Genomic DNA, 12683 nt, shown 5'->3' on the forward strand with positions numbered 1-12683 from the left:
GGTCGGTGCCGCGCATGCTGCTGAGCCTGGTCGGCATCGCCGCCGCGTGGCTGTCGGCGCTGGCGTCGTACGCGGCATCGCCGCAGTGCCGCTGGGCACGCCTGGGCACGCATCGCGTCGCCGCGACGTGGACCGGCGCGGCGCTGGCCGCCGTCGCTTGGCTGGCCTGGAGTCTGGCGCTCGGTGCCGGCGCGGGCCTGTGCGCGATGCTCGGCAGCTGGATGCTCGCGGCCATGGCGTTGCCTTGGCTGGCGCTGCGCGCACCGCGGGCGACATCGCGATGAGCCTGTCGCGCGCGGCCGCCGCATTGCTGGCGGGCTTCTTCCTCGCGGCCGGACTGGTCGGCCTGGTGTCCTGGGCGCTGCCCGGCCCCTGGCAGTCGACCCTGGTGCCGGGCCTGGTCGCGTTCTTCCCGATCTGGATGGGCACGGCGGCGCTCGCCTTCGCGTTCGAGGATGCGGGACGCGCGTGGGCCTGGATGGGCGGTCTGGCCGCGCTGTCGCTGACCGCACTGTGGCTGCTGCAACTGTCGGGGCTGGTGCGATGAGCGGCAAGAAAGGGAACGCCCTGCGATGAAATTCCGGAGCGCGACCCTGCGCCGCTTCACCGCGCTGCACACCTGGGTGGGATTGGCCGCCGGCTTCGCGCTGTTCGTCGCGTTCTACGCTGGCGCGATCACCGTGTTCCATCACGACCTGATGCTGTGGCAGGCGCCGCACGCCGCAGACGCGCCGGTGCACACGCTCGACGATGCCCAGCGCCTGCTCGACGAAACGCTCGCCCGGCACGCGGACGCGCGCACCCACGTCGGCATGCTGTTTCCGGGGCCGGAAAGCCCGCACGCGATCAGCTACTGGCAGGACGCGCACGGCACGTGGCAGTACGCGACGCTCGATGCGCCCGACGGCACCAGCACCCTGCCCCATGCGGCGCTGTCGGAGCTGGTCAATGCGCTGCATTACGCGCTCGGACTGCCGGGCATCGGCACCTGGTTCATGGGTGCGGTGAGCCTGCTGTACGGCGTGGCGCTGATCAGCGGCGTCGTGATCCACCTGCCGAAACTGGCCAAGGATCTGTTCGCGCTGCGCCCCGGGCGCAACCGCAAGCAGTTCTGGCAGGACGCGCACAACGTCGTCGGCGTGCTGAGCCTGCCCGTGCACGTGATGTTCGCGGTCACCGGCGCGCTGCTGTGCCTGATGATGGTGGCGCTGCTCGCGCTCGACCCGCTGGTCCATCGCGGCCAGGCGATGGCGGCGTTGCCCGCGGCCTTCGACACCGCGCCGGTCGTCGCGCCTGCTGCGTCGCCCGCCGGCCCGCTGCCGTTGTCCGACCTCACCCGCCGCGCGCGCCAGGCCGCGCTCGCGCAGGGCCTCGACGCATTCGAACCTGCCTACCTGAAGCTCGCCAACGCCGGCGATGCGAACGCGGTCATCGAGATCACCGGCGCCGCGCCGCGCACGCTCGGCCCGCTCGGCGCGGTCGCGCTCGATGCGGCTTCGGGCGCCGTGCTCGCGACCGAACTGCCGGGCCGGCGCGACGCCAACCACGCGACGCTGCAGATCGCCTACGCGCTGCACTTCGCCGAGTTCGGCAACGCGTGGATCCGCGTGCTGTATTTCGTGCTCGGTCTCGGCGGCGCCTTCCTGTTCTATTCCGGCAACCTGCTGTGGATCGAATCGCGGCGCCGGCGGCGCCAGGTCACGCAGACGCGCACGTCGATGGCGACGGCGCGCGCGACGATCGGCCTGTGTCTGGGCGTGTGCGTGGCGATCTCGGTCGCGTTCGTCGCGACCCAGTTGCTGGAATGGCAGGCGCCGGCCTGGGCCGACCGCGGCATTCCGCTGGCGTGCTTCCTGACCTGGGCAGGCTGTCTGGTGTGGGCCGCGCTCCGGCCGCCGATCCGCGCCGCGCGCGAGCTGCTGCTCGCCGCCGCTTGGGCGAGCGCCGCCATTCCGGTCGCGCACGGCGTCGCGTCCGGCTGGTGGTTGTGGCGCAGCGCGGGTGCCGGCCATTGGGCACTGTTCGCGATCGACGCCGGTGCGCTCGCCCTGGCCGTCGGATTCGCGACGCTGGCGCGGGCGACCGCGCGACGTGCGCGCGACAGCGATCCCTGCAGCGTCTGGGCCGATCCAGCGCTCACGCGCGCGGCCTGAGGGCAGCGGTCCGGACCGGTCCACTGCGACGGCGTGGCATCATCGATCGAGCTTCCGTCGCCCTGCGCAGGCCCGATGACGATCAAAGGCAAACCGACGTCCCTGGATATCGCCCACCTCGCCGGGGTCTCCCAGCCGACGGTGTCGCGTGCCTTGCGCGGCCATCCGTCGGTCAACCGTGAAACCCGCGAGCGCATCCTCGCGATCGCGCGCGAGCTCAACTACAAGGTCGACAAGAACGCGTCCAACCTGCGTCGACAGCAGTCGGGCACGCTGGCGCTGCTGCTCTTCGAGGACCCGACCAGCGACCAGTCGCACATCAATCCGTTCTTCCTGCCGATGCTCGGCTCGATCACCCGCGCCTGCGCGCGCCACGGCCAGGACCTGCTGATCTCGTTCCAGCAGCTGTCCGACGACTGGCACGCCGATTACGGCGACAGTCACAAGGCCGACGGCCTGATCCTGCTCGGCTACGGCGACTACCTCGCCTATCAGGGCAAGCTGCGCACGCTGGTCGAGCAGGGCACGCAGTTCGTGCGCTGGGGCGCGGTGCTGCCGGACCAGCCGGGCATCTCGATCGGCTGCGACAACGCCGGCGGGGGCGCGCTGGTCGGCGCGCACCTGGCGGGCCTGGGCCATCGCCGCATCGCGTTTCTCGGCGACGCGTCGAGTCGCTATCCGGAATTCCTGGACCGCTGGCTGGGCTGCGAATCCGCGCTCGCGCCGCTGGGCCTGACGATGGACCGCGCACTGCAGGTCGATGCCGAAAGCGCGGAAGGGTCGGGCCATGCGGCCGCGACCGAACTGCTGCGCCGCGGCCTGCCGTTCGACGCGGTGTTCGCGGCCAGCGACCTGATCGCGATCGGCGCGATGCATGCGTTCGCCGAGCACGGCCTGCGGATGCCCGAGGACATCGCCATCGCCGGCTTCGACGACATCCCCGCCGCGCGCATGACGACGCCGGCGCTGACCACCGTCGTGCAGGACACGCTGACCGCCGGCGAGTTGCTGGTCGACACGCTGATGCGGCTGGTCGTCGGCGAGCCGGCGGAAAGCCTGCGGTTGCCGACGTCGCTGGTGGCGCGGGATTCGACCGGCCGGCGTCCCCTGTAGGAGCGCGCGCGACCGCGCATTACCGGGCAAGCCACATCGTGCGCGCGCGCGCTCCTACAGATACAACGCCTAGCCCGGCGTTTGCTGACGCGGACAAATCACCGTGCGTCCGGACCACCATGTCGGTCGACCATCAGCGCCTGCAACCGCGCGCGTAATACGTCAGGCATCGCCACGTCATCGCGCAGCAGCACACGGACTCCATGGGCAGGCACATCGATGCGCAGCCCGGCATCGACAGCGACCGGACCACCACTGAACGTATCCCGCCAGCTGCCCGCCGAAATCTCGTCGCCGGCCAGCGTCGCCTGCCAAGGGACATCGCCCTTGTTGAGCAGCACCAGCGCCGTCTGGCGCGTGTCGCCATCGTCGAGCACGCGATAGAACGCGGCGTGATCGCCCTCGAGGTCGAGCACCAGTTGCAGTCCGCGCTGCAGCGCCGGCGTGGCGCGGCGCACATTCGCGATGCGGGTCAGCGCGGCGTGGATCGGATTCTGCGCACCAGCATCGACGCGATCCTGCCCGTAGTACGCGCGGTTGCCGGCGTGTTCGGCGCGGCCACGCATGAAGCCGGTTTCCGAGCCGTAGTAGACGACCGGAATGCCGCGCGCGGTGAACAGCCAGTGGTGCGCATCGATGAAGCCGGTATCGCTGGCCGCCATGCGCGGCATGTCGTGGTTGTCGTAGAACGTCGCCAGATCGTAGGGATTGGCATACGGCCCACGCTCGAGATGCAGCGCCGGCGCGAGGCGCTCGAAGCCGGCACCGCCGGCGAAGACCTCGTCCATCGCCTGCTTCATCGGAAAGTCGAGCACGCTCACGCCACCATTCCGCGCCCAGGTGTGCTCGGCGATCTTGTCGGCGTTGTAGTCGAAGGCTTCGCCGAACATGAAGAAACCGGGGTGCTGCCCGCGGATGCGGTCGGAGAAACGCTTCCAGAACGCGTGCGGCATCCAGGCGATGGTGTCGATGCGGAACGCGTCGGCGCCCTGCCCGATCCACTGTTCGTAGGCACCGGCAAGGTACTCGAAGACCGCCGGGTTGGCGGCGTCGAAATCGGAGAGCTGGGCAAGATTGCCGTCGAAGATGGAGCCGGTCTTGCCATCGACGACGCCGGTCGCGTTGTAGAACGCGTGCAGCGGATTGCCCTTGGGATCGAGCTGTTGCGGCGGCAGGTTCTGGTGATCGGCGATCAGGCGTCCGTCGGCATCGAAGATCTGGCCGAAGCCGGGCTGCGCTTCGGGCATCGTCCACGACGGCGCGCCGTGGTTGCCGACGATGTCGAGCACGGTCTTCAATCCGGCCGCGCGCATGCCGTCGGTGAAGCCTCGGAAATCGAGGTCGGCGCTGGGCAGGTGCTCGTCGACCCGGTAGAAGTTCGTGCCCCAGTAGCCGTGATAACCCGTCTTGCCGCGATCGGTCAGCGAACTGCCGCAGGCGACCGGATCGCCGCCGGTGAACGCCTCGTCCGGGTTGGCCACGATCGGCGTGATCCACACCGCCCCGAAACCCATGTCGCGGATGTAGCCGGCGTTGTCGAGCACACCGCGGAAGTCGCCGCCGAGATAGCCGATGTTGCCGTCGATGCCGTCGGGGCAGCGGACGGGGATGTCGAACGTGCGATGCGCGCCGCCCTGGTCGCGTTGATCGTTGGACGTGTCGCCATTGACGAAGCGGTCGGTAACGACGAAGTAGACCGCGTGCGCAGCGAAGGGCTCGCGCGTGCCGTACAGACCATCCTGATCGGCAACCTGCCCCGCCCGGACAGCGCCCGCGGAACTGCAGCCCGCGCACAGCAGCGCGGCAATGGCGACGGTCGAGGCTCGGGTCATGCGGAAACTCCTGTTGTGGATGTCATCGCGCCGCCTGTTCCGACAGCGGCCGCGACACGCGCAGTGCGAACAGTCCGGCGATCGCCAGGCTCGCGCCCCCGAGCATCAGCACGCGCATCGGCGCGCCGCCGAACACGTGGCCGAGCAGAAAGCCCAGCGTGCTCACCGCGACCAGCTGCGGGATGACGATGAAGAAATTGAAGATGCCCATGTACACGCCCATCTTGTGCGCGGGCAGGCTGTCGGACAGCAGCGCATACGGCAGCGAGAGGATCGAGGCCCAGGCGAAGCCGACGCCGGCCATCGACAGCAGCAGCCACTGCGGATCGCGGATGAAGGCGATCGACACCAGGCCCGCGCCGCCGAGCCACAGGTTCACCAGATGGGTCATGCGCAGGCCGAGCGCACGCGCCATCCACGGAATCGCCACGGCAGCGAGTGCGGCGAAGCCGTTGTAGGCGGCGAACAGCACGCCGACCCAGTTCGCGCCTTCGTTGTAGGCGGCCGACTGCGGATCGGTGGTGCCGTAATGGGTCTGCGCGACGGCGGCGGTGGTGTAGATCCACATCGCGAACAGGCCGAACCACGAGAAGAACTGCACGACCGCGAGCTGGCGCATCGTGGTCGGCATCGCATGCAGGTCGCCGGCGATCGCAGCGATCATGCCGCGACCGCGTAGCGCCGCGATCTGCCGCAGCAGCCCATAGGCCAGCGGCAGCGCAGCCAGCACGTACAGCATGCGGTCCCAGCCCATCGCCCAGACCAGCGAGACGCCGGCGACGCCGACCAGCAGCCAGGGCAGCCCGCCGATCGCCGTGGGCACGGGCACATCGCCCCCCGCGACCGTACCGGGCGGATGTGCATCGTCGAACGCGGCCAGTGCCTCGGGCGGATACTCGCGCGTGCGCAGCACCGTCCACAGCACCGCGCCCAGCAGCACCGCGCCGCCGAAATAGAACGCATAGCGCACGGTGTCGGGCACTTCGCCCGGGCCGGCGGTGTTGGCGACACCGAACTTCGCCAGCACGAAGGGCAAGGCGCTGGCGACGACCGAACCGACGCCGATGAAGAAGCTCTGCATCGCGTAGCCGCTGGGCCGCTGCTTTGGCGCCAGCTGGTCGCCGACGAAGGCGCGGAACGGTTCCATCGACACGTTGAGCGAGGCGTCGAGCACCCACAGCGTGCCGGCGGCGATCCACAGCGCAGGCGAGTTCGGCATCACCAGCAACGCGGCGGTGGAAAAGATCGCGCCCCACAGGAAGTAAGGCCGACGGCGTCCGAGACGCGTCCAGGTGCGGTCGGAGAAATAGCCGATCACCGGCTGCACCAGCAGACCGGTCAGGGGCGCGGCGATCCACAGCCCGGGCACCTGCTCCATGTCCGCGCCCAGCGTCTGGAAGATGCGGCTGACGTTGGCGTTCTGCAGGGCGAATCCGAACTGGATGCCGAGGAAGCCGAAACACATGTTCCAGATCTGCCAGAACGACAGCTGCGGTTTGCTGTGCTGCATACGTTGCGACTCCCCTCCCAAGGACCGCGGTGCCGCGCCGTGTCGACGCGACCTGCTGCATGGTAGCCACAGTGCGGCGACGCACCGGCGAGCTGCATACGTATTCATCGCGTCCACCGCCACCCCGTGCTTCCGCATGCGGGCTGCGATGCACTAACGTCGCATCGCGGCGCGCACGGCGTCGGGGAGCGAGACAGACGATGGCGAACCACCCGTGGTGGCGCGGCGCGGTGATCTACCAGATCTATCCGCGCAGCTTCAGGGACAGCGATGGCGACGGCATCGGCGACCTGCCGGGCATCATCGCGCAGCTGCCCTACGTGGCCGGGCTCGGCGTCGATGCGATCTGGGTGTCGCCGTTCTTCCGCTCGCCGATGCACGACTACGGCTATGACATCGCCGACCAGTGCGATGTCGATCCGATGTTCGGCACCCTCGCGGATTTCGACACGCTGCTGGCGACCGCGCACGGGCTGGGGCTGAAGGTCATGATCGACCAGGTATTCAGCCACACCTCGAACGAGCACGCCTGGTTCCGCGAAAGCCGCGCGTCGCGCGACAACCCCAGGGCCGACTGGTACGTCTGGGCCGATGCGCGTCCCGACGGCACCGCGCCGAACAACTGGCTGTCGATCTTCGGCGGGCCCGCCTGGCGCTGGGAGCCGCGGCGCGGCCAGTACTACCTGCACAACTTCCTGTCGAGCCAGCCCGACCTCAACTTCCACAATCCCGAGGTGCAGCAGGCGACGCTCGATTACGTGCGCTTCTGGCTGGACCGCGGCGTCGACGGCTTCCGTCTGGATTCGATCAACTTCTGTTTCCACGACGCGCAGCTGCGCGACAACCCGCCCAAGCCGCCCGAACTGCGGCTGGGGCGCGGCTTCGCGCCCGACAATCCGTACGCGTTCCAGTACCACCACTACAACAACACCCAGCCCGAGAACATCGGCTTCATCGAGCGCCTGCGCGCGTTGATGGACGGCTACAGCGACGTCGCCGCGCTCGGCGAAATATCCTCCGAGGATTCGCTCGCGACGACCGCCGAATACACCAGCGCCGGCCGCCTGCACATGGGCTACAGCTTCGAACTGCTGGTCGAGGATTTCAGCGCCGGCTACATCCGCGGCACCGTCGAGCGTCTGGACGCGGCGATGACTGAAGGCTGGCCGTGCTGGGCGATCTCCAACCACGACGTGGTGCGCGCGGTTACGCGCTGGGGTGGACCCGACGCCGACGCCGCGTTCGCCCGGCAGATGGTGGCGCTGGTCTGCACGCTGCGCGGCTCGGTCTGCCTGTACCAGGGCGAGGAACTCGGCCTGCCGGAAGCGGACGTGCCGTTCGAGGCGCTGCGCGATCCCTACGGCATCACGTTCTGGCCGAACTTCAAGGGCCGCGACGGCTGCCGCACGCCGATGCCGTGGACCGCCGATGCCGACGCGGGCTTTTCCACCGGCACGCCGTGGCTGCCGATCCCCGACACGCACCGGCCGCTGAGCGTGGCCGCGCAGGACGCCGATCCGCGGTCAGTGCTGGCGTCGACGCGGCGTTTCCTGCAATGGCGATGTGCGCAGCCCGCGCTGGTGACCGGCGCGCAGGTGTTCCTCGACGCGCCGGAACCGGTGCTCGCCTTCGTGCGCGGCGATGCCGACGCGCGCGTGCTCGTGGTCTTCAACCTCTCCGCGGACGACGTCACGTGGAACTTGCCCGCGATCGCCGCGGGGGCCACGCCACTCGACGGCCATGGCCTGCCCGGCGCGCAGCGGAACGGCACGACGCTGACACTGGCACCGCGCGGCGCCTGGCTCGCGCGCCTCGTCTGACCGCTGGCACCCCGGTCCGTGCGCAGCACGCTCAGCGCGTGGACGCGCCGGTGTCGCGCGCCTCGGCGCCGCGCGATGCCGCATCGGCGACGTCCGGCCATCGATGCAGGCAGTCAGGTGATACACCGACGCGTCGGCAGGCACGCGGCGCGACGCCGTCGCCGAGCGCGCTCCGGAATACCGGCCCCAGGCCCTGCATCACGCGCGCCGCGACCGGATCGCCGGCGCGCTGCCAGGCGCTGCGTGGCAGCATCGCGTGTGCCCAGTCGGGCAGCAGGGCCGCGCCCGCACCGAGGAACAGGGTGCGGGACACGCCCGGCAGCGGTACCGGGAGCCGGATGCGCGCGAGCACGTCGAGCACGTCGCGCGAGCGCGCATCGACGCGCAGCTGCGGCCGGAGCGCATCGAAATACGTCGCAACCTCGGCTTCCGAGGCCGGCACGTCGCGCGCGCCGAGCGCTTCGGCGATGCGGCGCGCCTCGTCGTAATAGCGATCGGCTGCGCCGGGCGGCAAGGCATCGGGCGAGTAGCGGCGATACCCCTGCAGGAACCCGTAGGCCTCGGTGACGTGCACCCACGTCAGCAGCGCGGGTTCGTCGGCCGCGTACGGCGTCCCGTCGTCCAGCGCGCCGCGCACGCGCGTGTGGATGCCGGCGACGCGTGCGATCAGGCGGTTCGCCTCGTCGGTGCCGGCATAGGACGTGCCGGCGACGAATGCCGTGGTGCGGCGCAGGCGACCGACCAGATCGGTGCGGAAATTCGAATGGTCCCAGACACCGGCCAGCGCGCGCGGATGCAGGGTCTGCAGCATCAACGCGCACAGGCCGCCGGACAGCATGCCGGGGAAATCCGCATGGATCCGCCAGGTCGCGCTGTCGGGACCGAACAGGCCGGGATCGCCCGGCGGCGTGTCGTAATCGATCGTGCTCTGGCCGCGCGGGAACACGCGCAGCACCCAGGTGCGGAGACGGGCGGCGAGCAGCGATGTCGCGAGCGGCGATGCGGTCATGCTCGGAGGCTAGTCGGTCGCGCGTCGTGCGTCCGCGAGGGTCGCGTCACACGGCATCGCACGTCGGCGGTCTGCATCGGATCGGCGGACGTGCTGTCGTCTCGATTGCGTCTCGACGGATGCCGGGGACTGGACCACATAAATGCCCTCGCGCCCGGCGCAGCGCGTCCGCGAATGCGCGGACACCATCGCCTGCGCCTGCCCGCAATGAATACGTATGCAGCGCCGGTCCGCGCGTCGATGCCGGGACTACCATGCGCGTGACCGCTCGAACCGCGCCGTCGCCGCACAGATCCCACGACGGGACATGGCGCCGGACGCACCACTGCATGCAGTCCGCTGGACATCCTTGGGAGGGGACATGTCGAAGCTCAATCGCAATCTGCTGAGCGCCGCACTGGCGTCGGCGCTGTTCACGATCGCCGCCGCTGCGCACGCGCAGACCACCACCACGACCACCGACGCCACCGCGGGCGACGACGCCGTCGAGCTCGACCGCGTCCAGGTCACCGGCATCCGCCGCGGCATCGAAAGCGCGATCTCGATCAAGCGCGACGCCACGCAGATCGTCGAGGCGGTTTCCGCCGAAGACATCGGCAAGCTGCCCGACGTGAGCATCGCCGAATCGATCGCACGCCTGCCCGGCGTGTCCGCGCAGCGCGTCGCCGGCCGCGCGCAGGTGATCAGCGTCCGCGGCCTGTCGCCCGACTTCGCGACCACGCTGCTCAACGGGCGCGAGATGGTCAGCACCGGCGACAACCGCAGCGTCGAATTCGACCAGTACCCGTCGGAACTCGTCAGCGGCGTGACCGTCTACAAGACGCCCGACGCCGGCCTGTTCGGCCAGGGCCTGTCGGGCACGCTGGACATGCAGACCGTGCGGCCGTTGAACTTCAACGAGTCGGTGATCACGCTCAACGGCCGCTACCAGCGCAACTCGCTGGGCGAAGCGGCGAAGACCGATCCCTACGGCAACCGCATCAGCGGCAGCTGGATCGGCCAGTCCGCCGACCGCCGCTTCGGCTTCTCGATCGGCTACTCGCACAGCGACACGCCGATCCAGGAAAACCAGGTCGGCCTCTACGAACCGTGGAAGACCGATGCGCGCCCGGGCCTCGCGCCCGGCACCTGGGCCACCGACGGCATGAAGGCGCTGCGCCGCACCGGCTACACCAAGCGCGACGGTGTGATGGCGACGCTGCAGTTCCGGCCGTCGAACGCCTGGACCAGCACGCTCGACCTGTTCCACTCGCGCGCCGAGCAGGAAGACACCGCGAACCAGTTCGAGGTCAACACCCAGTTCAACGGCTCGTTCCCGTGCAATCCCGAGTGCGTCTACAGCGACGTGCGCACCAGCGAGAACGGCAGCTTCGCCGGCGGCACGCTGACCGGCGTGTATCCACTGGTCCGCGGCATGTACAACCGTCGCGAAGACCGCATCTCGTCAGCTGGTCGAAGGCCAGGCGCTCCGAGATCAGTCTCGAGAACAACGCCCAGCGCCTGCCGAACCCGTCGCTCGACACGATCGAACTCGACATCCGCAGCAACGATTTCACCCAGCTGGCGCCGGGCCTCGACTACTCCGATCCGAGCCAGCTGTTCCTGACCAACACGATCTACGGCTCCGGCTACGGCAAGACGCCGCAGGTAGAAGACGAACTCAAGGCCGCGCGCGTGGGGCTGACCCTGCCCGCGCCCGGTTCGATCACGTGGCTGTCCGAGTTCGACTTCGGCCTCAACCACACCGATCGCGAGAAGTCGAAGCGCCAGCCGGAAGGCAACATCGTGCTCGGCGCGCAGGGCGACACCGCCATCGCCAGCGATCTGCAGTACGGCCTCGTCGATCTCGGCTTCGCCGGCGTCGGCTACATCCCGGCCTGGAACGTGCCCGCCGCGGTCGACCGCTACATGGTGTTCGAGCCGACCGAGGATCTGGATTACCTGATCCCCAAGGCCTGGACGGTCAGCGAAAAGATCACCAGCGCGTTCGCCCGCGCCAACCTCAGCACCGAATGGGGCGCGGCCACTGTTACCGGCAACGTGGGCGTGCAGATCCAGCGAGTCGACCAGTCGTCCGCGTCGCGCTACTTCGATTCGACCCAGCCGGCCGGCAGCAACGTGCGGCCGTTCGAATCGGGCAAGACCTATACCGACGTGCTGCCGAGCATGAACCTCGCGTTCCAGCTGCCGAACGAACACACGCTGCGTATCGGCCTGGCCGAGCAGGTCGCGCGTCCGCGCGTCGACCAGTTGCGCTCGTCGCTGGAATTCGGCGTCGACACGAGCAACGGCCGGCCCGGCGGCAGCGGCGGCAACCCGCTGCTGGATCCGTGGCGCGCGTACGCGTTCGACGTGTCGTGGGAGAAGTATTTCGGCAACCGCGCCTACGTGGCCGCCGCGTTCTTCTACAAGGACCTGCGCACCTACATCTACACGCAGACCGTCGACGACTACGATTTCTCCGATTTCGTCGACAGCTACGTGCCGCCGCCGGGCACGCCGCCGGTGCAGGACATCGGCAACTTCACCGCGCCGCAGAACGGCGAAGGCGGCACGCTGCGCGGCCTGGAACTGACGGCGTCGCTGCCGTTCGACCTGTGGACCGAATCGCTGCGCGGCTTCGGCATCGTGGCCAGTGCCAGCTTCAACGACAGCAGCATCCAGATCTTCGACCCCGAAAGCGCCAACAGCGTCGGCAGCGGCCCGATCGACCTGCCGGGCCTGTCGAAGCGCGTCTACAACCTGACGGCGTACTACGAGCGCGACGGCTTCGAGGCACGCGTCAGCCAGCGCCGGCGCTCGGACTTCATCGGCGAGATCGGCAACTTCGACGGCGCGCGCACGCTGCGCTACGTCGTCGGCGAGAACATCACCGACGCGCAGATCAGCTACAGCTTCGGCGAAGACTCGTCGATGGACGGCCTGACCCTGCTGCTGCAGGCCAACAACATCACCAACGAGGCCTACCGTACGTACGCCGGCACGCGCGACCGCCCGCTCGAGAACCTCGAATGGGGCCGCACGTATCTGCTCGGTCTGAACTACCGGTTCTGACGGGGACGCGGTTCGGGCAGAAAAAGGCGGCCGATCGGCCGCCTTGTTTTCTCTGATGCTGCCGGGGGGCGACGGACAACGGGCGGGACCACGTCCACCACACTTTGATCTTCCGGCGCCGTCCACCCGCGGGCACCGAGCGCCTCCTGCTCCTGTCGTCTCGCGTGGCAACCCGCGCCTTCGCGCCCCCCG

General features: G+C 69.4%; 8 protein-coding genes and 1 pseudogene. 6 read left to right on the top strand and 3 right to left on the bottom strand.

Annotated features, from left to right (window positions below; translation table 11 throughout):
* Positions 1-14 precede the first annotated feature (14 nt).
* From CJ022_RS06570 to CJ022_RS06585, 4 genes are all read left to right on the top strand, one after another.
* Complete coding sequence (locus CJ022_RS06570) at positions 15-284, top strand: hypothetical protein (RefSeq protein ID WP_101925862.1); 270 nt, start codon at positions 15-17, stop codon at positions 282-284.
* Positions 281-547, top strand: a complete 267-nt coding sequence (locus CJ022_RS06575; RefSeq protein ID WP_101925863.1) for a hypothetical protein — start codon at positions 281-283, stop codon at positions 545-547. The genes CJ022_RS06570 and CJ022_RS06575 overlap by 4 nt, the downstream gene beginning before the upstream one ends.
* A gap of 25 nt (positions 548-572) precedes the next feature.
* Complete coding sequence (locus CJ022_RS06580) at positions 573-2153, top strand: PepSY-associated TM helix domain-containing protein (RefSeq protein ID WP_101925864.1); 1581 nt, start codon at positions 573-575, stop codon at positions 2151-2153.
* A gap of 75 nt (positions 2154-2228) precedes the next feature.
* Entirely contained in the window at positions 2229-3266 is a 1038-nt protein-coding gene (locus tag CJ022_RS06585; protein ID WP_199171438.1) for a LacI family DNA-binding transcriptional regulator, read from the top strand.
* Between the two features lie 98 nt (positions 3267-3364).
* Here CJ022_RS06585 and CJ022_RS06590 read toward each other — a convergent pair whose 3' ends face one another.
* Entirely contained in the window at positions 3365-5098 is a 1734-nt protein-coding gene (locus tag CJ022_RS06590) for an alpha-amylase family glycosyl hydrolase (protein ID WP_101925865.1), read from the bottom strand.
* Positions 5099-5120: 22 nt separating this feature from the next.
* Positions 5121-6608: an MFS transporter gene (locus CJ022_RS06595; RefSeq protein WP_101925866.1), complete on the bottom strand. Its 1488-nt coding sequence runs from the start codon at positions 6606-6608 to the stop codon at positions 5121-5123.
* A 200-nt stretch (positions 6609-6808) separates the two neighbouring features.
* Between CJ022_RS06595 and CJ022_RS06600 the strand changes: the two genes are divergently transcribed.
* The gene (locus CJ022_RS06600) at positions 6809-8428 is read left to right on the top strand and encodes an alpha-glucosidase family protein (RefSeq protein WP_101925867.1); all 1620 of its coding nucleotides are present in this window, start codon (positions 6809-6811) and stop codon (positions 8426-8428) included.
* A gap of 31 nt (positions 8429-8459) precedes the next feature.
* On the opposite strand, the gene CJ022_RS06605 is transcribed toward CJ022_RS06600, so the two are convergent.
* Complete coding sequence (locus CJ022_RS06605) at positions 8460-9437, bottom strand: oxygenase MpaB family protein (RefSeq protein WP_101925868.1); 978 nt, start codon at positions 9435-9437, stop codon at positions 8460-8462.
* A gap of 361 nt (positions 9438-9798) precedes the next feature.
* On the opposite strand from CJ022_RS06605, the pseudogene CJ022_RS06610 reads away from it, so the two are divergent.
* Positions 9799-12491 (top strand): annotated as a pseudogene (locus tag CJ022_RS06610) (TonB-dependent receptor).
* Positions 12492-12683: the final 192 nt, after the last annotated feature.

It is taken from the genome of Luteimonas rhizosphaerae (genome assembly GCF_002849595.1).
GTDB classification, from domain to species: Bacteria; Pseudomonadota; Gammaproteobacteria; order Xanthomonadales; family Xanthomonadaceae; genus Luteimonas; species Luteimonas cellulosilyticus.

Coding starts and splice junctions, on each gene's coding strand:
- CJ022_RS06570 (WP_101925862.1), top strand. CDS start 15: ATGCTGCTGAGCCTGGTCGGCATCGCCGCCGCGTGGCTGTCGGCGCTG.
- CJ022_RS06575 (WP_101925863.1), top strand. CDS start 281: ATGAGCCTGTCGCGCGCGGCCGCCGCATTGCTGGCGGGCTTCTTCCTC.
- CJ022_RS06580 (WP_101925864.1), top strand. CDS start 573: ATGAAATTCCGGAGCGCGACCCTGCGCCGCTTCACCGCGCTGCACACC.
- CJ022_RS06585 (WP_199171438.1), top strand. CDS start 2,229: ATGACGATCAAAGGCAAACCGACGTCCCTGGATATCGCCCACCTCGCC.
- CJ022_RS06590 (WP_101925865.1), bottom strand. CDS start 5,098: ATGACCCGAGCCTCGACCGTCGCCATTGCCGCGCTGCTGTGCGCGGGC.
- CJ022_RS06595 (WP_101925866.1), bottom strand. CDS start 6,608: ATGCAGCACAGCAAACCGCAGCTGTCGTTCTGGCAGATCTGGAACATG.
- CJ022_RS06600 (WP_101925867.1), top strand. CDS start 6,809: ATGGCGAACCACCCGTGGTGGCGCGGCGCGGTGATCTACCAGATCTAT.
- CJ022_RS06605 (WP_101925868.1), bottom strand. CDS start 9,437: ATGACCGCATCGCCGCTCGCGACATCGCTGCTCGCCGCCCGTCTCCGC.